This window comes from Phyllobacterium bourgognense (assembly GCF_003337575.1).
GTDB classification, from domain to species: domain Bacteria; phylum Pseudomonadota; class Alphaproteobacteria; order Rhizobiales; family Rhizobiaceae; genus Phyllobacterium; species Phyllobacterium bourgognense.
Genome location: NZ_QPJM01000005.1, coordinates 173,083 through 197,810, shown reverse-complemented (window position 1 = coordinate 197,810; position 24,728 = coordinate 173,083). Strand labels below are relative to the sequence as shown.

The 24,728-nt window shown below is 55.3% G+C and carries 24 protein-coding genes; 5 read left to right on the top strand and 19 right to left on the bottom strand.

Annotated features, from left to right (window positions below):
• The first annotated feature begins 199 nt into the window (after positions 1-199).
• Positions 200-1,393, top strand: a complete 1,194-nt coding sequence (locus C7476_RS11590) for a bifunctional 2-C-methyl-D-erythritol 4-phosphate cytidylyltransferase/2-C-methyl-D-erythritol 2,4-cyclodiphosphate synthase (protein WP_114430080.1) — start codon at positions 200-202, stop codon at positions 1,391-1,393.
• Positions 1,390-1,881, top strand: a complete 492-nt coding sequence (locus C7476_RS11585) for a CinA family protein (RefSeq protein ID WP_114430079.1) — start codon at positions 1,390-1,392, stop codon at positions 1,879-1,881. Before C7476_RS11590 ends, C7476_RS11585 begins: the two co-directional genes overlap by 4 nt.
• Positions 1,882-1,890: 9 nt before the next feature.
• On the opposite strand, the gene C7476_RS11580 is transcribed toward C7476_RS11585, so the two are convergent.
• The 15 genes from C7476_RS11580 to C7476_RS11510 form a co-directional block, all read right to left on the bottom strand.
• A complete protein-coding gene (locus C7476_RS11580) occupies positions 1,891-2,121 on the bottom strand; it encodes a hypothetical protein (protein ID WP_114430078.1) in 231 nt (76 codons plus the stop codon).
• A 61-nt stretch (positions 2,122-2,182) separates the two neighbouring features.
• On the bottom strand, positions 2,183-2,653 hold the full coding sequence (locus tag C7476_RS11575; RefSeq protein WP_114430077.1) for a type II toxin-antitoxin system RatA family toxin: 471 nt from the start codon (positions 2,651-2,653) through the stop codon (positions 2,183-2,185).
• Between the two features lie 3 nt (positions 2,654-2,656).
• Positions 2,657-3,622, bottom strand: a complete 966-nt coding sequence (gene lipA, locus C7476_RS11570) for a lipoyl synthase (RefSeq protein WP_114430076.1) — start codon at positions 3,620-3,622, stop codon at positions 2,657-2,659.
• A gap of 14 nt (positions 3,623-3,636) precedes the next feature.
• On the bottom strand, positions 3,637-3,915 hold the full coding sequence (locus tag C7476_RS11565; protein ID WP_112529219.1) for a GlsB/YeaQ/YmgE family stress response membrane protein: 279 nt from the start codon (positions 3,913-3,915) through the stop codon (positions 3,637-3,639).
• A gap of 17 nt (positions 3,916-3,932) precedes the next feature.
• Positions 3,933-4,196, bottom strand: coding sequence for a hypothetical protein (locus tag C7476_RS11560; protein WP_376772172.1), 264 nt, complete (start codon positions 4,194-4,196; stop codon positions 3,933-3,935).
• Positions 4,197-4,217: 21 nt separating this feature from the next.
• Positions 4,218-5,663 (bottom strand): dihydrolipoyl dehydrogenase, encoded by a 1,446-nt coding sequence (lpdA, locus tag C7476_RS11555; protein ID WP_114430075.1) that lies wholly within the window; start codon positions 5,661-5,663, stop codon positions 4,218-4,220.
• A 17-nt stretch (positions 5,664-5,680) separates the two neighbouring features.
• A complete protein-coding gene (locus tag C7476_RS11550; protein WP_114430074.1) occupies positions 5,681-6,319 on the bottom strand; it encodes an SGNH/GDSL hydrolase family protein in 639 nt (212 codons plus the stop codon).
• Positions 6,320-6,327: 8 nt separating this feature from the next.
• Complete coding sequence (locus C7476_RS11545; RefSeq protein ID WP_114430073.1) at positions 6,328-7,692, bottom strand: pyruvate dehydrogenase complex dihydrolipoamide acetyltransferase; 1,365 nt, start codon at positions 7,690-7,692, stop codon at positions 6,328-6,330.
• 15 nt (positions 7,693-7,707) lie between these two features.
• On the bottom strand, positions 7,708-9,102 hold the full coding sequence (locus C7476_RS11540; protein ID WP_114430072.1) for a pyruvate dehydrogenase complex E1 component subunit beta: 1,395 nt from the start codon (positions 9,100-9,102) through the stop codon (positions 7,708-7,710).
• Between the two features lie 13 nt (positions 9,103-9,115).
• Complete coding sequence (gene pdhA, locus C7476_RS11535; protein WP_114430071.1) at positions 9,116-10,147, bottom strand: pyruvate dehydrogenase (acetyl-transferring) E1 component subunit alpha; 1,032 nt, start codon at positions 10,145-10,147, stop codon at positions 9,116-9,118.
• A 128-nt stretch (positions 10,148-10,275) separates the two neighbouring features.
• Complete coding sequence (locus tag C7476_RS11530) at positions 10,276-10,608, bottom strand: FtsB family cell division protein (RefSeq protein WP_114430194.1); 333 nt, start codon at positions 10,606-10,608, stop codon at positions 10,276-10,278.
• Positions 10,609-10,769: 161 nt separating this feature from the next.
• Complete coding sequence (gene eno / locus C7476_RS11525) at positions 10,770-12,047, bottom strand: phosphopyruvate hydratase (RefSeq protein ID WP_114430070.1); 1,278 nt, start codon at positions 12,045-12,047, stop codon at positions 10,770-10,772.
• 149 nt (positions 12,048-12,196) lie between these two features.
• The gene (locus C7476_RS11520; RefSeq protein ID WP_114430069.1) at positions 12,197-12,556 is read right to left on the bottom strand and encodes a PRC-barrel domain-containing protein; all 360 of its coding nucleotides are present in this window, start codon (positions 12,554-12,556) and stop codon (positions 12,197-12,199) included.
• Positions 12,557-12,658: 102 nt separating this feature from the next.
• A complete protein-coding gene (gene kdsA / locus C7476_RS11515) occupies positions 12,659-13,492 on the bottom strand; it encodes a 3-deoxy-8-phosphooctulonate synthase (protein WP_114430068.1) in 834 nt (277 codons plus the stop codon).
• The gene (locus C7476_RS11510) at positions 13,489-14,382 is read right to left on the bottom strand and encodes a VOC family protein (protein ID WP_114430067.1); all 894 of its coding nucleotides are present in this window, start codon (positions 14,380-14,382) and stop codon (positions 13,489-13,491) included. The genes kdsA and C7476_RS11510 overlap by 4 nt, the downstream gene beginning before the upstream one ends.
• A gap of 303 nt (positions 14,383-14,685) precedes the next feature.
• Here C7476_RS11510 and C7476_RS11505 point away from each other — a divergent pair, with 303 nt between their 5' ends.
• Positions 14,686-17,601: a hypothetical protein gene (locus C7476_RS11505; protein ID WP_114430066.1), complete on the top strand. Its 2,916-nt coding sequence runs from the start codon at positions 14,686-14,688 to the stop codon at positions 17,599-17,601.
• A 40-nt stretch (positions 17,602-17,641) separates the two neighbouring features.
• Here C7476_RS11505 and C7476_RS11500 read toward each other — a convergent pair whose 3' ends face one another.
• From C7476_RS11500 to tpiA, 4 genes are all read right to left on the bottom strand, one after another.
• Positions 17,642-19,270, bottom strand: a complete 1,629-nt coding sequence (locus C7476_RS11500; protein WP_114430065.1) for a CTP synthase — start codon at positions 19,268-19,270, stop codon at positions 17,642-17,644.
• Positions 19,271-19,416: 146 nt separating this feature from the next.
• A complete protein-coding gene (locus tag C7476_RS11495; protein WP_114430064.1) occupies positions 19,417-20,091 on the bottom strand; it encodes a L,D-transpeptidase in 675 nt (224 codons plus the stop codon).
• A gap of 211 nt (positions 20,092-20,302) precedes the next feature.
• Complete coding sequence (secG, locus tag C7476_RS11490) at positions 20,303-20,785, bottom strand: preprotein translocase subunit SecG (protein WP_114430063.1); 483 nt, start codon at positions 20,783-20,785, stop codon at positions 20,303-20,305.
• Between the two features lie 113 nt (positions 20,786-20,898).
• Positions 20,899-21,663 (bottom strand): triose-phosphate isomerase, encoded by a 765-nt coding sequence (tpiA, locus tag C7476_RS11485; protein WP_114430062.1) that lies wholly within the window; start codon positions 21,661-21,663, stop codon positions 20,899-20,901.
• Between the two features lie 141 nt (positions 21,664-21,804).
• On the opposite strand from tpiA, the gene C7476_RS11480 reads away from it, so the two are divergent.
• Both C7476_RS11480 and trpD read left to right on the top strand, forming a co-directional pair.
• Positions 21,805-23,694, top strand: a complete 1,890-nt coding sequence (locus C7476_RS11480; RefSeq protein ID WP_114430061.1) for a peptidylprolyl isomerase — start codon at positions 21,805-21,807, stop codon at positions 23,692-23,694.
• Between the two features lie 12 nt (positions 23,695-23,706).
• Positions 23,707-24,726, top strand: coding sequence for an anthranilate phosphoribosyltransferase (trpD, locus tag C7476_RS11475; protein ID WP_114430060.1), 1,020 nt, complete (start codon positions 23,707-23,709; stop codon positions 24,724-24,726).
• Positions 24,727-24,728: the final 2 nt, after the last annotated feature.

The following is a 24,728-nucleotide window of genomic DNA, read 5'->3' as shown; positions in this document are numbered from 1 at the left end:
TTCTGCCTGTTTCGTATGCAATTTCGTAATAGCCTATCCTTTAGACACGTCCGTGCCTCTTCGCAAGGCATTGCGTACAGTGAATGGCCGGATTTCGATCCGTTTCCTTGCTAAAGTACTGGTCTTTCCGTTTGGCAAAGGGTAACGCAGTCTGCATCGAACGGAGAGAAGCGTGCCGGGGAAGTCTGACAATAAGGAAATGCGGGTAGCTGCGGTCATCGTAGCGGCCGGGCGCGGTGAACGCGCAGGCCAAAGCGTTGAAGGACCAAAGCAATATCGCAAGATCGGCGGCGAAGCCGTTCTGGCGCACACGATGCGCGCATTTCTCGATTGCCCGTTGATCGACCATGTCGTTGTGGTAATCCACAAGGAAGACAATGCGCTGTTTGCCCTCGCTCTTGGCGATCATGCCGCAAGGGTTACGGCGGTAACAGGTGGACCAACCCGCCAGGAGTCGACACGTCTTGGGCTTCTTGCACTTAAGGAGAAAACACCGGATCACGTGTTGATACACGACGGTGTTCGCCCCTTTATTTCGGCAGATCTGCTGGAGCGGGTCATTTTCAATCTCACCCCGCATATCGGGGTCCTGCCGGTCCTTGCCGTGTCGGATACGTTGAAAGCAGCCGGATCTGACGCGATGGTCAGCGCAACGGTTCCGCGCGCAGGCCTTTATGCGGCGCAGACTCCACAAGCATTTCCCTATTTGCCGATCCTCGATGCGCATAACGCAGCATTTACAGCCGGCCGATCCGATTTCACCGACGATTCAGCGATCGCGGAATGGCATGGCCTGCCGGTGCGGATCGTTGAAGGATCGGCTGACAACACGAAATTGACTTGGGCAAAGGATATCGAAATGGCCGATGATCGTCTGTCGCAAAAGTATTCCGCATATCCGGACGTGCGCACCGGGAACGGTTACGATGTGCATGCTTTCGAGCCAGGCAATGGTGTAGTGCTCGCCGGCGTGTTCATCGAACATGATCAAAAGCTCTCCGGGCATTCGGATGCCGACGTAGCCCTGCACGCGCTGACCGACGCCCTGCTTGCAACACGCGGTGCGGGTGACATCGGCACACATTTTCCGCCGTCCGATCCGCAGTGGAAGGGCGCCGCCTCGCATATCTTCGTGGAGCATGCGGTAAAAATCGTCAGGGAAGCCGGCGGCAGGATTGCCAATGCCGATGTCACACTCATCTGCGAGGCGCCGAAAGTAGGGCCACACCGCGAGGCGATGACCGCAGCATTGTCAAAAATGCTGGGAATTTCCACAGATCGCGTTTCCATCAAGGCCACCACCAACGAGAAGCTCGGTTTTATCGGCCGCAAGGAAGGCATTGCAGCCATTGCGACCGCATCTGTCATTTACCCGGGAGGTCTGCCGGAATGAGCGGGCTAATCGCAGAAGCCAAGGCCATTGCGGTCCTCGAAGCCTGCCGTCGCCACGGCATTCTGCTGGCCACGGCTGAATCCTGCACCGGTGGTTTGATCGCAGCGTCGCTGACAGATATCGGTGGCTCCTCCGATGTCGTGGATCGTGGTTTCGTCACCTATTCCAACGAAGCCAAGCGCGAGATGATTGGCGTTCCGGATGAATTGATCGCCAAATATGGCGCGGTATCTGAGGAAGTCGCTTTGGCTATGGCCTCGGGCGCCCTCGCCCATTCAAACGCCGGAATTGCGGTTTCGGTAACAGGTATCGCTGGACCGGGGGGCGGTTCGGAAACCAAGCCCGTCGGACTGGTCTGGTTTGCCGTGGCGTTGAAAGACAGGCAGCCGATCGGGACACGCCGCCTGTTCGCGGATCACGGTCGTGCATCAATCCGCGATTCAGCCGTCAATACTGCGCTTGATCTGGTTTTACAGGCACTGTCGTAACAGTCTCTGTTACGCCGATGGCAATAACAGCATCAAAGCGCCTATTGCAGCAACCACAACGCCCGGCCAATTCGCTTTCAAGCCAAGAAACCGCAAACCGCGATGACGCGGCTCAAGGCCGACTGATTCATTATTGGACGAATGAGGTTCGCTCATCCTGCCCCGATAGACTGTCGCGCCTGCCATGTACAAAAGCCCGCAAACAACAAACAGCGCGCCGATGAATTTGGTTGTCAACATCACAACCTCCTTGCGGATGGTAACGGATGGCACCCGCTTTCGTTCCGGCGCAGCAGCTTGACTAAGCCATGGGGGAAGGTCCCATGCCATAAATCGCGTCGGCTCGTTTTTCAAAAGCTTCGGTGAATTTCCTGAAGGCAATGTCGAACATCGACCCCATGAGAAAGCCGAGCGTGCGGCTCTTGAATTCGTAATCGATATAGAATTTCACTGCTGAATGTTCCGGATTCTCATCCGGGATGAACTGCCAGCGGTTATCGAGATAGCGGAATGGCCCGTCTATATATTTGGTGATGATGACTTTCTCCTCCGGCTTCAAAAGGACCTGGCTGGTGAAGGTCTCGCGGATCAGCTTATAGCCAACAGTCATGTCGGCGATCAGCAGGGTCTTGCCATGGCTTTCCTTGCGTGAACGCACCTTCAGACTCTCGCACATCGGCAGAAATTGCGGATAAGTCTCAATATCGGCGACCAGATCAAACATCTGTTCGGCGCGATGCTTCACATGGCGGGTCGTTTCAAATTTCGGCATCGGTCACGCGCGGTTTGCGTGCAGCGCCTCGCGTGCAGCCTTCAGCCTGGCGAAATCTTCACCGGCATGATGCGATGAACGTGTTAGTGGGCTCGACGCAACCACCAGGAAGCCCTTGGTTTTGGCAATCGTTGCATAGGATTTGAATTCGTCCGGCGTTACATAGTTCAGCACGGCGTGATGCTTGCGCGTTGGCTGCAGATACTGGCCGATCGTCATGAAATCCACATCCGCCGAACGCAGATCATCCATCAGTTGCAGCACTTCGTTCCGCTCTTCTCCAAGCCCAACCATAATGCCGGATTTTGTAAAGATCGTCGGATCAAGTTCCTTCACCCGCTGCAACAGGCGGATCGAGTGGAAGTACCGCGCCCCCGGACGAACTTTGAGATAATTGGATGGAACGGTCTCTAGGTTGTGGTTGAAGACGTCAGGACGGGCCGCCACGACAATTTCCAATGCGCCTTCCTTGCGCAGGAAATCCGGCGTCAGAATCTCGATTGTAGTGCCGGGCGAAATACGGCGGATGGCATGGATCACATCGGCAAAATGTTGAGCGCCACCGTCGGCAAGATCATCACGATCGACCGAGGTGATGACCACATGCTGCAAGCCCATCTTCAAAACGGCCTTGCCGACATTCTCGGGTTCGTTCGGATCAAGTGCGGTTGGCAGACCCGTCGCGACGTTGCAGAACGCACATGCACGGGTGCAGATCTCGCCCATGATCATAAATGTTGCGTGCTTCTTGTCCCAGCACTCGCCGATATTGGGGCAACCGGCCTCTTCGCACACCGTGACGAGATTGTGCGAGCGCACGATATCGCGTGTTTCCGAATAGCCTTTCGACACGGGAGCCTTGACTCTGATCCAGCCGGGTTTCTTGAGAATCTCCGAATCCGGACGATGCGCCTTTTCGGGATGCCGAAGGCGCCGCTTTTGATCGATCGTGTCGAGTACCGTTACCATCAAATTATCCTAGACTAGCTTGCGGGCCTGGCTTTGCCGAAAACCCACAGGATGAGAATTGCGCCAACTGTCGCAACGATCAGGTTTCCAAAAAAGCCGTAGAAATTGAAATCCAGCAGACCTGCCAGCGTGCCGCCAACGAAAGAGCCGGCAATGCCGACAAGGATATTGGTCAAAAGGCCATGATTACGGTTCGTTGCCTTTTCTGCGATATACCCGGCGAGGAAGCCGATAAGCAGCATTCCAAAGAAACCGACACCGGGCATGCCCATAATACCAACTGGCTGATCCATATGCTTCTCTCCCCTCGTTAGCGCCCTGATGCAATGGCAATTGCGCGCAACACCAAGGCCCATATAGCACCGAAAAGAAAACCACCCAACCCGCAAGCAAAGGTAACAATCCAGACACCAAGCCAACCGCCGATTGCCGTTCCATTGATGGATATGGTGTTACCTGAAACCAGACTCAAGGCGGACGGCACAAACCCGAGCCCAAGGCCGATCAAGGTCGACCATTTGAGAATCGCCCATGAAAGGTTGATCCAGGGTCTGCTATCCTTGATGGTGACCAAAGGCCAAGTTTCCTTCGTTGTTTACGCGTTTAACACACGACCATAGGCATCCAGCACGCTTTCCTTCATCATTTCTGACAAAGTCGGATGCGGGAAGACAGTGTGCATCAGTTCCTCTTCGGTCGTTTCGAGGTTCATGGCGACGACGAAGCCCTGGATGAGTTCCGTGACTTCCGCACCGACCATGTGAGCGCCGATCAGCTGACCTGTCTTCTTGTCGAAGATCGTCTTCACCAGACCTTGATCTTCACCAAGCGCAATCGCCTTGCCGTTGGCAGCAAACGGGAAACGCCCGACGCGAATCTCGCGGCCATTTTCCTTGGCCTTCGCTTCAGTGAGGCCAACGGACGCAACCTGTGGCTGGCAATAGGTGCAGCCTGGAATCTTGTCCTTCTCGATGGGATGAACGCCCGGGAAGTTTGCAATCTTCTCGATACAGATCACACCTTCATGCTCAGCCTTATGCGCCAGCATCGGTGGTCCGGCAACATCGCCAATGGCATAGACGCCGGGCACGTTGGTTTTGCCGTAACCGTCGATGACGACGCAACCACGATCGGTCTTTACGCCCAAAGCCTCGAGCCCGAGATTTTCGATATTACCCTGAACACCAACCGCCGAAATCAGTCGGTCCGCAGTGATCTTCTCTACCTTGCCGTCCTTGGTCTCGACATGCGCGGTGATTGAATTTGCGGCTTTATCGACCTTCGTCACCTTGGCGTCGGTAATGATTTTCATACCCTGCTTTTCGAACTGCTTGCGAGCGATCCCGGAGATTTCGGCGTCCTCTACAGGCATCACATTTGACAGGAGTTCGACGACAGTCACCTCTGCACCCATGGAATGGTAGAACGACGCGAATTCGATTCCGATCGCACCAGATCCCATGACCACGAGTGATTTCGGCATTTCCGGCGGCACCATGGCTTCGAAATAGGTCCAGATCAGCTTGCCGTCCGGCTCGATACCCGGCAGTGCGCGCGGGCGGGCACCAGTGGCGAGAATGATATGCTTAGCCGAGTAAGTACCTTCGCCAAGAGTATTCTTCGGCAGTGGCGGTTGTGGCTCCATCGGCTTTTTCGAGGTCTTGGAGACAACGATCTCGCCGAGCTTGGTTAGCTTGGCCTCTCCCCAGATCACATCGACCTTGTTCTTCTTCATCAGGAATCCGACGCCGGCATTGAGCCGGCCCGAAACACCGCGTGAACGCTGAACGACTGCTTTGACGTCCGCGGAAATCTTTCCCTCGATGGTCAATCCATAATCCTTGGCATGCTGGCCATAGTGAAAAATCTCCGCCGAGCGCAACAAGGCTTTGGTCGGGATACAACCCCAGTTCAGGCAGATGCCGCCAAGATGTTCACGCTCGACGATCGCGGTCTTGAAACCAAGCTGTGCGGAGCGGATGGCGGTAACGTAGCCGCCCGGGCCCGAACCAATGATGATCACGTCGTAATTATTGGCCAAGACCTTGGTCCTCCTACTTAAAGCTCGAGTATATCTCGAACGATGGGTGCAATGGCTTTACCGATTGCCCGTGTATTCTCTGCATCAAGGTGTACGCCATCCAACTGCGATGTTCTGGCGACCGAGCCCGCATCGAAAAACGCACAATCGGCAAGTTCAGCGGCATTCTTGTAAAAGGCAGCGAGCAGGCGTGACTGTTCGATGCCCTGTTCGAAAGTTCGTTGAAAATCCAGCTCGTCAATCGGCGTAAGCGCCGGCGGTGACATGATCAGAATCTGCGGCGCCTTTGCGTTCATTTGATACGGCGCCGTGCGGACGATCTCGATCAAGCGCTGCACGCCCCGCTTGGTCCCTTGTGCATTGCCGCAAATGAAATTCTTCATGTCATTGCTGCCGAGCATGATGATCACGAGATCGAGCGGAAAATGCGCGCCGAGTACTGTGGTCAGCGTCTTGGCGCCGTTGCGCTCGAAACCGGACAAATGATCGTCGTAGGCGGTCGTGCGGCCATTCAAACCATCGGTAACGACATGAACCCGATTCCCGAGTTCAGTTTGAAGGACCTCCGGCCAGCGATCCTTGAGCGCATGGCGACCCGATCCATCGGGAATGTATCCCCAGGTCAGCGAGTCGCCATAGCAAAGGACCGTTTTCATGGTGCCCCTCAGACCAGCATGCCCATCGGGTTTTCAATGTGACGTTTGAACGCCTGCGCAAGCTCTGCACCCAAGGCGCCGTCAACCGCACGGTGATCCGTCGACAGCGTCACGGACATAACGGTCGCAACCTTGATCTCGCCCTTCTTGACTACCGCCCGCTCCTCGCCGGCGCCGATGGCAAGAATGGTTGCGTGCGGTGGGTTGATGATCGCCGCGAAATCCCTGACGCCAAACATGCCGAGATTGGAAACCGCCGTCGTTCCACCCTGATATTCCTCGGGCTTCAGCTTGCGGTCGCGAGCACGCTTGGCAAGATCCTTCATCTCATTTGAAATGGCGGAAAGCGTCTTTTCTTCAGCCTTGCGGATGATCGGCGTGATCAGGCCACCGGGAATGGAGACAGCGACGCCAACATCCGAATGCTTGTGCTTGACCATGTTGGCTTCCGTCCAGGAGACATTCGCCTCAGGAACATCGCGCAGCGCCAACGCCATCGCCTTGATGATCATGTCGTTGACGGAGAGCTTGTAAGCTGGAACATCGCCCTTTTCCGTCTTGCGCATGGGCGAAGCGGCATTGATCTGCGCGCGAAGAGCCAAAAGCGCATCGAGCTCACAATCCACCGTCAGATAGAAATGTGGAACGGTCGACTTGGCTTCGAGCAGGCGCTTGGCAATGGTCTTGCGCATGCCGTCATGCGGTACGAGCTCGTAAGAGCCTTGCTCGAACAGTTTGAGCACTGCATCGTCAGACATGGGCTTCGGTGCAGCTGGCACTGCAGCGGATGGCGCGGCTCCCGCAACGGGAGCAGCCTTGGCGCCACCACCGGAAATCGCCGCCTCGACGTCCTTCTTGATCACTCGGCCATGCGGGCCTGAACCTGTCACGGCGCCGAGATCAATACCTGCATCCTTGGCAATCCGCCGCGCAAGCGGCGAGGAAAATGGACGATCGCCGGTTTTGGCAGGTGCAGACGTTGCTGCCGGTGATGGAGCAGCGGCCACCTGCGGTGCTTCAGCCTTCGGGGCTTCAGGTGCAGCATCAGCCTTCTTCTCTTCTTTCGGTGCATCCGCTTTGGCTGGTGCCGCCACGTCGCCACCACCTTTGGCAGCTGCCGCGACGTCCTCGCCCTCGCCCGCCAGAATGGCGATCAGTGCGTTGACCTTGACGCCTTCTGTACCGGCAGGGACAACGATCTTGGCTACAGTGCCTTCGTCAACCGCTTCGACTTCCATCGTCGCCTTGTCGGTCTCGATTTCGGCGATGACATCACCGGACGTGACCTTATCGCCTTCCTTGACCAGCCATTTGGCAAGATTGCCCTCTTCCATCGTAGGAGAAAGCGCCGGCATGGTGATATTTATCGGCATATCGGGTTCCTCCCCTTAGGCGGTGTAGGTCACAGCTTTGACGGCGTCGATGATTTCCTGAACATTTGGCAAAGCCAGCTTTTCAAGGTTGGCCGCATAAGGCATGGGCACATCCTTGCCGGCGATTGTCAGGATCGGTGCATCGAGATAATCGAAGGCCTGCTGCATGACGCGGGTTGCGATTTCCGTTCCAACCGAAGACTGCGGGTAACCCTCTTCAATCGTGACACAGCGTCCCGTCTTCTTTACCGATTCAATGACTGTTGGAATGTCCATCGGCCGGATCGTCCGCAAATCGATGATTTCCGCGTCGATTCCCATCTTCGCAAGCTCGGCTTCCGCCTTCACCGTGTAATTCATGCCGATGCCGAAAGAAACGAGCGTTACGTCCTTGCCCTTCTTGTGAATACGGGCCTTGCCGATCGGGAGAACGAAATCGTCAAGCTTCGGCACATCGAACGAGTGACCGTAAAGTATTTCATTTTCGAGGAAGATCACCGGATTCGGATCGCGGATGGCAGCCTTGAGCAGGCCCTTTGCATCGGCGGCCGAATAAGGCATCACGACCTTCAGACCAGGAATATGGCTGTACCAGGCGGCGTAGCACTGCGAGTGCTGGGCAGCGACACGGGCGGCAGCGCCGCTTGGACCACGGAACACCATCGGCGCGCCCATCTGGCCGCCAGACATATAAAGTGTCTTTGCCGCGGAATTGATGATCTGGTCGATCGCCTGCATGGCGAAGTTGAAAGTCATGAACTCGACGATCGGACGCAGACCAGTCATCGCGGCACCAACACCGACGCCGGCAAAGCCGTGTTCTGTGATTGGCGTATCAACAACGCGGCGCGGACCGAACTCGTCAAGCAAGCCCTGCGTGATCTTGTAGGCGCCCTGATATTCGGCGACTTCCTCACCCATGATGAAGACATTGGAGTCGCGGCGCATTTCCTCCGCCATCGCGTCGCGCAGCGCTTCGCGAACAGTGGTGGACACCATCTCCGTGCCCTCGGGGATATCCGGGTCAGCTGCCACTTCGGCCTTAGGCGCTGCAGGAACGGATGCAGCCGGCTTTTCCGCCGCTGCTTCCTGTTTTGGCGCTTCTTCCGCCTTAGCAGGCGCTTCCGCACTAGCCGCCTTCGGTGCGCTCGCGGCATCGGCGCTTTCGCCGTCAGCCAGCAAAACGGCAATCACCGCATTGACTTTTACGTTGTCAGTGCCTTCTGGAACGAGGATCTTGCCAAGCGTTCCTTCATCGACAGCCTCGACTTCCATCGTCGCCTTGTCGGTCTCGATCTCAGCGAGCACATCACCGGAAGTGACCTTGTCGCCTTCTTTTTTCAGCCATTTCGACAGTTTGCCCTCTTCCATAGTCGGCGAGAGCGCGGGCATCAGAATTTCTACAGGCATGATAGCGCCTCCCTTAGAGCAGAATGTCAGTGTAAAGCTCGGATGGATCCGGCTCCGGATCGGACTGGGCGAAATCGGCGGCATCAGCCACGATATCGCGCACCTCCTTGTCGATCTTCTTCAGGTCATCCTCAGTGGACCATCCGTTTTCGATCAACCGGTGCTTCACTTGCTCTATAGGATCATGGTCGGAGCGCATTTTCTGCACTTCGTCCTTGGAACGGTATTTGGCCGGATCCGACATGGAATGGCCGCGATACCGGTACGTCTGCATTTCAAGAATCATCGGCCCCTTGCCGGAACGTGCCCAGGCTGCGGCCTCTTCACCTGCGGCATTGACCGCTCGTACATCCATGCCGTCGACCTGGATACCGGGAATATTGAATGAGATACCGCGCTTGGAAAAATCCGTCTCGGCGGAAGCGCGCGAAACCGATGTGCCCATCGCGTAACGATTGTTCTCGATGATATAGATAACCGGCAGCTTCCACAGCGAAGCCATATTGAAGCTTTCGTAAACCTGGCCCTGATTGGCAGCACCATCGCCAAAGTAAGCCAGCGAAACATTGCCGTTATCACGATAGCGATTGGCGAAGGCGAGACCGGTCCCGAGCGAAACCTGCGCACCGACGATGCCATGACCGCCGTAGAAGTGCTTCTCCTTGGAGAACATGTGCATTGAGCCGCCCTTCCCCTTGGAAAGGCCGCCGCGCCGTCCTGTCAACTCCGCCATGACACCGCGCGGGCTCATGCCGCAAGCCAGCATGTGGCCATGGTCGCGATAGCCGGTAATAACCTGATCACCTTCCTTCAGCGACATCTGCATGCCGGTGACGACGGCTTCCTGACCGATGTAGAGATGGCAGAAACCACCGATGAAACCCATACCGTAGAGCTGACCGGCCTTTTCTTCAAAGCGGCGGATCAGCAGCATGTGCCGGTAGGCTTCTAATTCTTGTTCCTTGGTAAACTGGATTGGTTTTGGTGCTTTAATAGCGGAGGTCTGCGCAGAACGCGCAGGGCTTTTTTTCGCCCTCGTGGCCATATCTCACTCCCTGTGAATTGGTCGCACGAGAATAGCAGCAGGGGCGGAACTTACAATATGCAGAATCGAATAAGTGCTATGCAAATAAGGTGTTCAAAACACAGAGAAAAAAGGCGATTAACCCAAATTCAGTTAATAGCCAAATCGCCGGAGCCACGCATTATAGTGACTTCGTCCGGCCGAGATACATTCAACCCTTTGCGGGCTTGTTCGTCTAGCATATCCTTCTCGATCGTACCATCATGCATAAGTTGAACCTGGCGTTCAAGCTCGGATCGCGTTGCCTTGACCGCGTCGAGTTGCGCCTGCAGCAACTGGGTCTGCTCTTGCAGCTTGATAGTCGAATAGAGTCCGTATTCGCCATGGTATGCGTGAAAACCGAAATAGGCGAAAAACAGAGTGGAGAGCAAGGGAACGATCAACCGCCCCCGCTTTGTTTTTTTTCGCTGTTTTGTCCACATTTGCATAGAACCGCAAAACCCAAGGAATCAGACTCAATCGCCCGATTTTCACCAGTCCATAAGACAATGTTTTGCTTAACAGGCGATTACCAACAGCGCGGGGCAGAACGAAAATGGCGGGCATTACGCCCGCCATCATGCTCTGTAGTCAACAGTTATGATCAGGCGCTGCGGAAGATGCCGCGCCCTGCATAGCTTGACTGCGGTCCGAGCTCCTCTTCGATACGAATGAGCTGGTTGTACTTTGCGACCCGGTCTGAACGGGCGAGCGAGCCGGTCTTGATCTGTCCGCAATTGGTTGCGACGGCGAGATCTGCGATGGTCGTATCTTCGGTTTCTCCCGAGCGATGCGACATGACCGCGGTGTAGGCAGCGCGATGTGCCGTATCGACGGCGTCGAAGGTTTCGGAAAGTGTGCCGATCTGGTTGACCTTGACGAGGATCGAGTTCGCGACGCCCATCTTGATGCCATCGCGCAGGCGGGCGGAGTTGGTGACGAACAAATCATCGCCAACGAGCTGGCACTTGTTACCAACGAGCTCTGTCAGGTATTTCCAGCCATCCCAATCGTCTTCAGCCATGCCGTCTTCGATGGTGATGATCGGATAATCGCCGACAAGCTTGGCTAGGTATTTGGCCTGAGTCTTCGGATCGCGCGATTTCTTCTCGCCCTCATAGACGTAGTTATCGTCCTTGAAGAATTCGGTCGAGGCGCAATCAAGCCCAAGCGCGATTTCTTCACCGGGTTTGAAACCCGCTTTCTCAATGGACTCCATAATGAAATCCAGAGCATGTTGCGCCGTCTTCAGGTTCGGTGCGAAACCACCCTCGTCGCCGACATTGGTGTTGTGTCCCGCATCCTTCAGGCGCTTCTTCAATGTATGAAACACTTCCGAACCATAACGAACCGCCTCGGCAAAGGTAGACGCGCCGACCGGCAGGATCATGAATTCCTGAAAATCGATCGGATTGTCGGCATGAGCACCGCCGTTGATGATGTTCATCATCGGCACAGGCAATACGTGGGCGCTCGGACCGCCGAGATAGCGATAGAGCGGCAGGCCTGACGCTTCAGCCGCGGCTTTGGCAACGGCAAGGGATACGCCAAGAATCGCGTTAGCCCCGAGACGGCTCTTGTTCGGCGTGCCGTCGAGGTCGATCATCGTCTGATCGATGTGGATCTGGTTTTCCGCTTCCATGCCGCCGATAGCATCGAACAACTCACCATTGACTGCGTCGACAGCCTTTTCAACACCCTTGCCGAGATAGCGTGTGCCACCGTCGCGCAATTCGACTGCTTCGTGCGCGCCGGTCGAGGCACCTGAGGGGACGGCTGCGCGGCCCATGGAACCGTCTTCGAGAACGACATCGACCTCAACAGTCGGGTTCCCGCGGCTGTCCAGAATCTCGCGGCCAATAATATCGACGATAGCAGTCATGGAGTATTCCCTTTCAATGAGCATTGAGCCTTGGGCTGGCCACTGAATAGCGAATGAACATGACAAGGAAAATCCCCACGAAGACGAATTGTGGATCAAAACAGAACAAAGGCCGTCAAAGACGGCCTCAATCGATGATGTAGCGCCTGTTAAGCCGCTACGTCATCGTAATACGAGAATGATCTGTCGCGGACCTGCAGACCGTCATTCTCTGTCAGTTCGGTTATGCCATGAGCCGGTGCTTGCTCCAGCTGTTCCTTGGTGAATGGCACAACATACCCGCCCGTTGCTTCATCGAAGTCGAGAAGCTTCCACGGCACGGCATGATATTTCTCGCCAATTCCAAGAAAGCCGCCAAAACCGACGACCGCGAACATGATACCGTCCGTGGTTTTATCGAGCATGACGTCTTCAATTTCACCGATCTTGTCACCGCTGCTATTGTACACGTTGGTACCAATAACCCGCGAAGCGCGAATAGCTTTCGTATGTCCTGAGCTGGTTGGCATTTGCTCTTCTCCTCTTTTGCTTGCCTATGAGGATAATGAGCAAGGCGCATCACGGTTGCATCAAAACTTAATTTTCTGCGAAGGAACTTTTAGGTCGTAGGCTCAAGCCTTCTTAGCAATCCGGTCGAATTCCAGAAGCTTTTCGAGAAGCCGCGGCATTTGGTCGAGTGGCACCATATTCGGGCCGTCCGACGGCGCATTGTCCGGGTCCTGATGCGTTTCGATGAATACACCTGCAACACCGACAGCCACAGCGGCGCGCGCCAGCGTTTCGACAAACTCGCGCTGACCGCCTGTTGAGCCACCCTGCCCGCCCGGCTGCTGCACCGAATGGGTCGCATCGAAAATTACCGGGGCCCCGAAACCTGCCATGATAGGCAGAGACCGCATGTCTGAAACGAGCGTGTTGTAGCCAAAGGAAGCGCCCCGCTCAGTGACCATCACGTTTGGATTGCCGCTTTCCGTAACCTTGGCGATGACATTCTTCATATCCCATGGCGCGAGGAACTGGCCTTTCTTGATGTTGACGATCTTGCCGGTTCTGGCAGCCGCGATCAAAAGATCGGTCTGCCGGCAAAGGAAAGCCGGTATTTGCAGCACATCAACCACTTGGCCCAGGATAATACATTGCTCTTCCGTATGGACGTCAGTCAGCGTCGGCAGGCCGAGCTCATTACGGATATCGGCGAATACCGGCAGGGAGTTCTCCAGTCCGAATCCACGCTTCCCGGTCAAGGAGGTCCGGTTCGCTTTGTCGAAGCTCGACTTGTAGACAAGGCCGATCCCGAGTTTTCCTGTCAGTTCCTTCAGCGCACCGGCCATGTCGAATGCATGCTGGCGGCTTTCCATCTGGCAAGGCCCCGCGATGAGAGACAACTGGCCAGTGTTGGAAAATGCAACATTGCCGGCGGAAACCGTGGAATTCAGGGACATCAGGAAGCCTCAAATGCGATGGCAGCGCCCTGCCCTGGTGCCTTGTGCACAATCAGGCGGGAGCCGCGCTTTTCGAAAGGAATATCGTTGCTGGTGAGCAATGTTTCAACCGCAGGGAGATCACGCACTGCCAGCACGAAGGCCTGGAGCCGCAAACCACGCTCGGTTTCCGAAACCTCGACGCCGAGGAACGATCGCAAGCCCTGAGGCGTCAACACCGTCACATCGGCGTTCGCGGCACGCAGATCCATACCGAATGAGTGCGCGTTGACGTCGCGCTGGCTGATGATCTCCTGTAGCGGATACTGGAAATCAGTCGGATTGACTTCGGACAGGATAACTTCGCGTAGTGCAACCGCACCGTTCTGGTGCGTCTGCAGCGATGTGCGATCAACCTTGGGTGTGTTCACCCGCTCGCAAGTGAAGAAGAAGGCGTCTGGTGCGCGCAGATCCGCCGCAAAAGCCAAGCGGAACCCGGCAACGTCCTCCTTACCGTCCCGACTGACAAACGGGCGCGAGAAATTGAGGATATTGCCGGCGGAAATCCCAGCTTTGACGAAATCTTCGTGGTCGCCAATCGCGTCATGCGTGCCCATGACAAGAGCAGAGAAGCCTTCATTGCCATTGCGGAACCGCCAGGCCTGATCGCGGGCGACAAAGACATTGCCGTTCCGCGACTCTTCCTCGCAAGTCTCGCGCTGGCAAACCGCCAAAAACTCGAGAAAGCAGTCATCACCAAAGAAAACGCAGACATTTTCAGTCCCGAATGGATGCTTGCCGACGGGCGCTACCATGAAGCCCAGCTGTTCTAGTCGCGCGCGCGCGATGTCAAGATCAGCGGTCGGCAGAACCAGATGATCGACAGGACGCGGGATGCGGGGTGTACCATTCATGTTGACAGGGTTTGAACGATAAGACGCGAATTGGCAAGATCAAACGAGCGACGGTCGCCAACGCGCATTGTGAAGGGTTGAGACTGCTAAAGCACTCTCAACAGTGACAGCATTGTCACTTGTCACCGGGCAGCAATTAAAATAAGGAATTTAATTCGATTGTCGTAATAATGTAATTTTTAAATATCGATTGCACTTGGGCAAGGGAGAGATGCCCGGTCCGGCTGGAGCTCAAGGACCAGCTTAGGAGAGTACAACCTCTGCATAACTAAAAGTTTATATTTTCTACCTTTTGGAGGAACAATGATTTTTAGAACCATATTTTTTGCCAGCCTGCTGGGCTGTGCGATATTAACCGGCTGCGATGGATCCGACGATAGCCCGCAACCATCCCAATCGACATTTGCTGAACTCGCCGCCACCAAGGAAACTATCAAAAGTCTCGAGCAACAAATTGCTGCGTTGCAAGCGCAAAATACTGAACTTATTGCAGCGAACGAGCGCAATGTTGCGGTGCTTCAGGTAACCATTGGTGATCTGAACAAACGTATCTCCGGCCTGCCAAGCTCAGACGAAGTCACGAAATTGCGCAACGATGCCAACACGCTTCAAAAGCTGATATCCGACTTGGACAATGAGATATCACTCAAGAAAGCCGAGATCGAAGGCCTCAACAAGAGGATCGCTGGACTGCCTGCAGGGCAGACCGCTGAGGATTTGGTGAAAGCGCTTGCTGATGCCCAAACCTCCCTCAACGCTATGACGGATAAAGTAGCGGGCCTCGAAGGCGCCGTGGCGCGCCTTGAGGCATTGGTCCCGCCAGTCGTGGATGCAACCAAACCACCATTGCCACCAGCAGAAAATCTCGCAAGCTGGCGAATTGTCAACCGTGATTTCAACGAGACCTTCACCCACCAGCCCTTCGTCAGCAACGGCTATATCGGCCTGCGCCTGCCTGCAGCGGGCCAAGGTTATTGGCGCGGCAGCAAGAACCCAGACAATCTGGAGGGTTATCCCAAATACGAGGAGGTGCGATTCACATCAGCCATGGTCGAAAAGTTCTACTCCGACAACCAGATCTATCTTGCGACATTGCCCAATTGGTCCAGCCTGACCATTCGCGACGATAAGGACGGGAATTTTTTTGATCCCAACGCGCTTAATCCGGAGCAGGTGTCGAGCTACGAACAAGTCGTGGACATGAGGAAAGGCATCGTTACGACTTCATTGGTTTGGTTGTCACCGAATGACAAGAAGGTCAAACTGAAATGGACCGCCTTTGCTCACAGAACCAATAAACACCTTGGCGTGATCCGTCTGGAGATAACGCCCCTGAAGTGGACCGGTGATATCAGCGTTCGCTCCTATCTGGACATCAATGGCGTTCACAAGGCCGATAATATTGCAAATCAGAACTGGAAAGACCCGAACACCTTGGGCGCACAGGCTTCAGTGAGAACTCCGGGCACCGGCTTCAAGGCCACTACCGCGTTCAAAATGGCTGTTCCGGAGAACATCGGACAGACTCATGCGTGGGAGGGTGACGCCAAGGTGAGTGGGCTGTTTTGGGAGTTTTCCCCTGTCGTAAACCAGACTTACGTCTTTACCAAATTTGTGGGCATCGCAACCTCGATTGATGAGGAGTTGATAGATAAGCTTGGCCGGAACATTCCACAGACATTTGCGGACGATGACAAAACAGTCAATGAAGCAGCCGACGGCGTGGCAAATGCCGCCAAGCAGACCGGTTATACCGAACTTTTGAAGTCCCACATTGACGCATGGGAGGCACTCTGGACGAAAAGCAGCGTAACTGTCGAGAATGAGCGACTGCAAAAAGTCATCAATTCGGCGCAGTATGAATTGCTTTCCAGCACATATGAAGGCGCCAAGGCGAGCATACCCGCCGGCGGGCTGGTGGGCACAGGTTATGGCGGCATGATCTTTTGGGACGCGGAAACCTTCATGTATCCCTATTTGCTGCTGACGCATCCGGAACTGGCAAAGACTGTCGTCGATTACAGGTTTGCCACGCTGGAGCGCGCGCGCGGCAATGTGAACCATTCCAGTTTCAACGTTGACCCCGGAACCAAACCCTATCACGGCACCTATTTCCCTTGGGTATCCGGCACTGGCAATATTGGCGGCGAGGGTAGCGACGAAAGAAACCGCCGGCAGATTCATCTGCAGGCAGACATCGCTCTTGCACAATATCAGTACTACGCCGCAACTGGTGATGAGACATTCTTAAAGAACCAGGCATGGCCCATATTGAAAGGCATAGCCGATTTTTATGTGACGCGTGGTGAATTCAATGCTGACAGGACGCAATTTCATCTCAACACGGTAACTGCACCGGATGAATATGCGGAGAATGTCAATGACGAGGCTTTCACGAATGGTTCGGCAATCGTAGCATTTGAACTGGCTATCAAGGTCGCCGAACAATTAAAGGAACCTGTCCCGGAAGCGTGGCGCAAAGTCTTGAACACCATAGTCACGCCGCAAGTCGATCCAGCAACGAAAGTGCACATCCAGTATGACGGCTTCAACCCGGCGAACCCGAACAACAAGATCAAACAAGCCGATGTCGTGTTGCTGACGTATCCATTGGAATATCCCATGCCAGCCCAACAATCAGCCAATGACCTCGATTACTATTCCGGCAAAGCTGATCCGGACGGCCCGGCCATGACCGATGCGGTTCACGCGGTCATCGCCGCACAGCTTGGCCGCTGCGATTTCGGACATTTCCTGAAAAAATCCTATGATGTCGCGCTCGGACCTTACGAACAATTCAACGAAACGCGGGTGCTTGGCAAATCAGCAGGACAGATGGCGCCGGCCAATGTCTTCTTGACTGGAGCCGGCGGCTTTCTGCAGGCAACCGGCATGGGCATGACCGGCTATCGCTTCCGCGATGACAGGATCGTGCTGAAGCCCATTCTTCCGGACACTGTCGAAGGACAGCCGGCAAAACGGGCGTATTTGAAAGGCCTGAAATGGCAGGGCCGCGAATTCAATGTGGATATCGGCGACACTGACACCTGGGTCACCCTGACCAAGGGGGATGCAGCCAAGGTTCAAACGACCGATGACGACAAGGTTTTCGTGGATTTGGAGCCGGGAGAGCCGCTAAAAATCGCAACGCGCAAAGCCCAGCAAAGCAATGGCAAACCCTGCGCTCAGCCAGCGCCGGAATTGATGCATCTGCAATAGGCGGGTAACGGTGCCCGGCACGTTTTTGTTGGGCACCTAATCAAACCAGTCTGTTCTGCGCCATTGCCGCATTGATGAACGAGGCAAACAGCGGATGCGGTTCGAACGGACGAGACTTCAATTCCGGATGGTATTGAACGCCGATAAACCAGGGATGATCCGGATACTCTATAGTTTCCGGCAACACACCATCCGGCGACATGCCAGAGAACACGAGGCCGCACTCTTCCAGGCGATCCTTGTAATCGATGTTCACTTCGTAGCGATGGCGATGGCGTTCCGAAATATCGGTCGACCCGTAAATATCAGCTATGCGTGTGCCAGATTTAAGCAAGGCTTCGTAAGCGCCGAGCCGCATCGTTCCACCGAGATCGCCGGTCTGGGCACGCTTCTCCAGCATGTTGCCCTTGAGCCACTCCGTCATCAGGCCGACAACCGGTTCGCTGGTCGGCCCGAATTCGCTTGAAGATGCTTTTTCGACCCCTGCCAGGGACCGGGCTGCCTCGATAACCGCCATCTGCATGCCGAAACAGATGCCAAAATACGGAACCTTCTTCTCGCGCGCAAATTTCGCCGCCAGAATCTTGCCTTCCGAACCGCGTTCCCCGAAGCCGCCCGGCACAAGAATACCGTGCACCTTCTGCAAATAGGGAGCCGGGTCTTCCTGCTCGAAGATTTCCGATTCGATCCAGTCGAGATTGACCTTTACCTTATTGGCCATGCCGCCATGGTGCAGCGCTTCGATCAGCGACTTATAGGCATCCTTGAGGCCGGTATATTTGCCGACAATGGCAATCGTCACTTCGCCTTCCGGATTATGAATACGCTGGCTGACTTCATCCCAGAGTTCCATGCGCGGCTTCGGGGCCGGATCGATACCAAACGCAGCCAGCACTTCCGAATCAAGACCTTCCTTGTGGTAAGCCATCGGCACGTCATAGATCGTATCGACATCGAGTGCCTGGATGACCGCCGATGCGCGTACATTGCAGAACAACGACAGTTTGCGACGTTCTGATTCCGGGATTTCGCGATCGGCACGAATCAAGAGGATATCCGGCGCGATGCCAATTGACCGCAATTCCTTGACTGAGTGCTGCGTCGGCTTGGTCTTGAGTTCGCCTGCTGCCGGAATATACGGCATCAAGGTCAGGTGAATATAAACGGCGGTGCCTCGTGGCAAATCATTGCCAAGCTGGCGAATAGCCTCAAGGAACGGCATAGCCTCGATATCGCCGACCGTACCGCCAATCTCGCACAAGACGAAATCATAATCCTCATTGCCTTCGACAATGAAATTCTTGATCTCATCGGTAACGTGCGGGATTACCTGAACAGTCGCGCCGAGGTAATCTCCGCGGCGTTCCTTCTCGATGATGTTCCGGTAGATCCGCCCAGTGGTGATATTGTCCTGTTTGTTGGCAGGACGCCCGGTGAAGCGCTCATAGTGACCGAGGTCGAGGTCAGTTTCAGCGCCATCGTCGGTCACAAAGACCTCACCATGCTGATATGGCGACATCGTGCCGGGGTCGACGTTGAGATAAGGGTCGAGCTTGCGAATCCGTACACGGTATCCACGAGCCTGGAGGAGTGCCGCCAAAGCGGCAGCAGCGATGCCTTTTCCGAGGGAAGAAACCACGCCGCCAGTGATGAAAACATATCGGGCCATGGGCTTATCTCGTTAGTCCTTTGCAAGTGATTTGGCCACAAAAAAATTCGGCCCGAAAGCCGTTTTCCCCGTTCCAATCGTTTTTCATTTCAAACGAAACGGCCAGACGCAAGGTCTGGCCGTTCCAACAAATTCAACAATAGTTCTTATAGAACAATTACTTCCGTGCCAATGCTGACGCGGTTGTAAAGATCGATCACGTGGTCATTGACCATACGGAAGCAACCGTTCGATGCGGAGCTTCCAATGCTCGACGGCACGATCGTTCCATGAATGCGGATATGCGTGTCCTTGTTGCCCTGCGACAGGTAAAGTGCGCGCGCACCGAGCGGATTGCCCGGGCCACCATCCATGCCGTTTTCATATTTGGCGTAGTGGGCAGGCTCACGTTCAATCATCTCTTTGGTCGGAATCCAGCGTGGCCATTCACGTTTCGTCTGGACCACGGCTGTACCCTTGAATTCCAGGCCCTCCTTGCCGACTGCAATACCGTAGCGGCGAGCCGTGTACGAGCTTTCGACGAGGTAGAGGAACTTTGCCTTCGGATCGATCACGATCGTGCCCGGCTTGTAGCCCGTGAACTCGACGTCCTGCGGCATGTATTTCGGATCGATGCCGTATTTGTTCTTGGCTTTGGCAGGCTGCACCGGCTTGCGAACTTCTGCAACCTCGATCGGCTGCGCTGCCGCTTGGGCATCGGTATTGTCATTGCCGCCAAAACCGAATGGATTCAGAATTTTTTTGATAATTGGTTCTGCGGATGCCGGCCCTGACAAGGCCAAAAGTGACATTCCTATAAGCAGAGAGCGACGTGACAGCATAGTTTAAAGTTCCCGCGTAGATTGCAAAACGCCATCAGCAGCGTTTGCGTGGCCCCCAAGGCCAATCTGATATCGCGATATCCGAAGACCAGTTTCTTCTCAATGCAAATCGCTGTGAAGAATACCACAGTTTGATTGTTCGCATCAAAAGGTTGCGGAAGCGCAACACATTTTACGCGCTTCCGTCAATCGAACGATTTAGCGGTCCGAATTACTGCGAATTCGGGACCGGATTTGCCGGTTGCGCGGGCGTAACCGGAGCTGTGGGCGCAGGTACCGTCGATTCGGGCGCCGGAGCAGTGGTGCCTGGCGCTGCCGAACCTGGGGCTGGCTCATTGGAGGCAGGCGGCGTTGCATTATTGGACGATGGGCCACCCAGCTGGTTGAGAATGCCGCCGCTCGTCGGAGGCTGCTGGCCTGCGGGCTGAGTGCCTGTGGTCGTGGGGATACGGTTGAGAATGTCAGTCGGATTTTCACCGTAGCGGGCCATGATACCGAGCGCCAACGACGTAATGAAGAAACCCGTTGCTAGGATCGCCGTCGCCCGTGTCAGCACGTTTGCAGCACCTCGAGCCGTCATGAAGCCGGAGCCACCACCAATTCCAAGACCGCCACCCTCGGAGCGCTGCATGAGCACGACCCCGACAAGGGCAAGTACAATCAGAAGATGAATCACGATGACGACGGTTTGCATGGGGTATTTTCTGCTTTCTAGGGGTCGGACGCGGCTCTTTACACCGTATCGACCAATAAACCAAGCCCGTCAGACGACAGTTTTCTTGTCGCTGGAGCAGCTACTCGCAACCTTCACAAGGAATGGTATGCCTCACAGATGGCGAGGAAGTCCGCTGCTTTCAAGCTCGCGCCACCGACAAGCGCGCCGTCGACATTTTCGACCCCCAGAAGCTCCACCGCGTTGCCTGGCTTTACTGATCCGCCGTAAAGGATACGCATCGTCTCACCCTCACCGCCAAAACGCGTGCTCAACGCCGAACGGATAAGGGCATGCACTTCCTGTACATCCGTCGCAGTCGGTGTCAGACCGGTTCCAATTGCCCATATGGGTTCGTAGGCTATGATGCTGTTGCTGGCGTTGGCACCATCGGGAATCGAACCTGCAAGTTGGGCAGCAACCACGTCGAGTGTAGCGCCCGCCTGGCGCTGCGCTTCTGTCTCGCCAATACAAATAATCGCTACAAGCCCCGCCTCCCAGGCTGCCCTCGCCTTTGCGTTGACCATATCGTCAGTTTCGCCATGGTCCGCCCGGCGTTCGGAATGTCCAACAATGACATGGGATGCGCCGGCGTCTTTCAGCATGTCCGCGGAGATATCGCCTGTATGCGGGCCTGACTTCTGTGTATGGCAGTCTTGCCCCCCTATGCTCAAGGCTTCACCCTCGACGGACTGGGCAGCACGGAAGACAAGCGTTGCGGGCACACAGATCAACGCGTCGATCTTCTCGCCAATCGCGGAATTCGGCCTGTTGACGATGATACGCAGTTCCTCGAGCGACTCTCCGGTACCATTCATTTTCCAGTTACCAGCAACGAGCGGACGAACATCTGGGGTCATTGAGCGTTCCTTATGCGATTGTTTTGGCAATTTCTCAGTCTGACTAGCAAATTCACTCGATAAAGCAATCGACACAAGCCTTCCATGACGCTATTCCCCTATGGATTCAAATAAGCCCCTTGACTGATACGGTGACTTTTAATGCTCGACTCTCTCCGCAATGTTGCACAAACCTGGGTGGCAAAAGTGCTCATGGGCCTTCTCGTGGTCAGCTTTGCCGGATGGGGTGTTTCCAGCACGATCCTCGGCGCAATAAGCGGCAGTGCAGCCATTCGCGCCGGGCATTCCGAAGTGTCGCCAGTCGACTACCGCTTGGCCTACGACCGCCAACTGGCTGCACTATCGCAGCGCTTCGGTCAGCGGCTCACGCGCGAGCAGGCGGATGCCATCGGAATTGGTCATCAGGTGCAGGGGCAATTGGTTGCAGGCGTGGTTCTCGACGAGCAGGCGCGGACCATGTCGCTCGGCCTCTCAAAGGATCGCCTGGCACAGCTTGCCGCTGAAGATCCGGCATTCCAGGGCGCCGATGGCCGCTTCAATCCCGCGCAGTTTGATATGGTGCTTCGCAACGCCGGTATGACACCGCAAAACTATCTCGACAATCGTGCACAGGTCGCACGCCGTCAGCAAATCGTCGAAGCCGTTGCTGATGGCGTCAAGGCGCCTGACACCCTTCTTAAAGCGGTTGCTCTTTATAAGGGCGAGTCACGCACGATCGATTACGTCGCCATGCCAAAGAGCTTCGTGAGCGATATTGCCGATCCCAGCGATGCGGACTTGAAGACATATTTTGATGCAAACAAGGAAGTTTACGGCGCGCCGCAATACCGCAAGGTGAGCTATGTCAAGCTTGAGCCGAAGGATATCGCCAATCCGGCGTTGGTGACCCCCGAAGAGATCAAGACTGAATATGACAAGAATATTGCGCGCTATTCGACGCCGGAAACACGGACCATCGAACAGTTGACCTTTGCAAATGAAGATGCAGCAAAAGCTGCTCATGACAAGATCGTGGCCGGAACCAGCTTCGACGATATCGTCAAGTCGGAAGGCAAGACGATGGATGATGTTCGTCTTGGCACATTTCCGAAAACCGGCCTGCCCGATCAATCGATTGCCGATCCGATCTTCGCACTTCAGGCCAACGGTGTCAGTGACGTGTTGAAGGGTGCATTTGGCCCGGTTCTCGTTCGCGTATCGGCTATCAACCAGGAAGTCACCAAGCCTTTTGCCGAAGTCGAGAAGGATATTCGTGAGACTTTAGCTTTGACACAGGCAGCGTCCGCGATTGCCGACGTCCATGATGCCTATGAGAATGCGCGCGCAGACGGCGCGAGCATGGCAGAGGCTGCGGCAAAGCAAAACCTCAAGATGGTGACGATTGACGCAGTTGACGCCAGTGGCCATGGTGCGGATGAGAAGGAAATTGCCAATCTGCCGTTCGATGAGAACCAGTTGGCAGCAGTCTTCCAAGCGGACGTCGGTTTCGACAACGAACCCTTCAATCTCGGCACGAATAGCTATCTCTGGTATGACGTCGACAGTGTAACGCCTGCCCGCGAGCGCCCGCTCGATGAAGTAAAGCCGCGCGTTGTCGCTGCATGGAAGGCGGCTGAAGCCGAAAAGCGCCTCAACGAGAAAGCCGAGGAGGTGCGCAAGCGCGTCGCCGGCGGCACATCGCTCGACGATATCGCGGCCGAATTCAAATTCACCAAGGATACGAAACGCGGCATCACGCGTCAGAGTAAGGATACCGATCTCGGTGAAGGCGGCGTTGCATCGGTCTTTGATGGTCCGGAAGGGCTTGTTGGTGTAACGGAATCGGCGTCCGACGGCTCGAAACTCATCTTCAAGGTTACAGAGTCGATCGAACCGGCGAATGTCGGACCGGCAACGCTGACGACCGTGGAACGAGATGCATTCGGTTCTCGTATTGCCGACGACCTGCTCGACCAGCTCGTTGCGCAACTGCAGACTGTATATCCAGTTTCCATCAACCAGACCGTCATCAATCAGGCACTTGCACGTTAGGTCAGACAGAAAATGGCTGAATTAAAGCGTTTCATCGGCATAGCGGCTACAGGCAAGGCGCTCTCGCAGCAGGAAGCCATCGAGGCTTTTGACATCATGATGTCGGGACAGGCCACACCTGCGCAGATCGGTGCGCTGCTAATGGCGCTACGGGTGCGTGGTGAGAATATCGACGAGATCAGCGGCGCTGTTTCCGCCATGCGTTCAAAGATGCTGAAGGTGAATACCTCTTCGAATGCCATCGATATTGTCGGAACAGGCGGCGATCAGTCGGGCTCCTACAACGTGTCCACATGCGCTGCATTCGTTGCCGCCGGTGCCGGTGTTCCCGTCGCCAAGCACGGCAATCGTGCCTTGTCGTCGCGTTCCGGCGCGGCCGATACACTTGCTGCTCTTGGCATCAATATCGAAATTGGCCCGGAATTGATTGCCACCTGCATTGAACAGGCCGGGATCGGCTTCATGTTCGCGCCGATGCATCACCCCGCTATGAAACACGTAGGTCCGGCGCGTGTCGAACTCGGTACACGTACCATCTTTAATTTGCTTGGCCCTTTGACCAATCCGGCTGGCGTCAAACGTCAACTTGTCGGCGTTTTCGCGCCTGAATGGGTCGAGCCGATCGCGCACGTTCTTAAAAAGCTTGGATCCGAAGCCGTTTGGGTCGTGCATGGCGATGGTCTGGATGAGATCACCACAGCCGGCGTGACCAAGGTGGCGGCGCTGGAAAACGGAAAAGTTCGCACTTTCGAGATCGATCCGGAATCCTTTGGCTTGCGACTGGTGGATCCACAGGATTTGAAGGGCGGTACAGCCGATGAAAATGCGGTGTCTCTCCTTTCGGTACTCGACGGGGCACATGGCGCTTACCGCGATATCACCCTGTTCAATGCAGGTGCAGGGCTTGTAATTGCCGGCGTAGCGGCCGATCTCAAGGTTGGCATAGAAATGGCTGCACATTCGATTGACAGCGGTGCTGCCCGAAATGTGCTTAAAAAGCTGGTTCATGTTTCCAATAGCGAGGCGCTTTGACC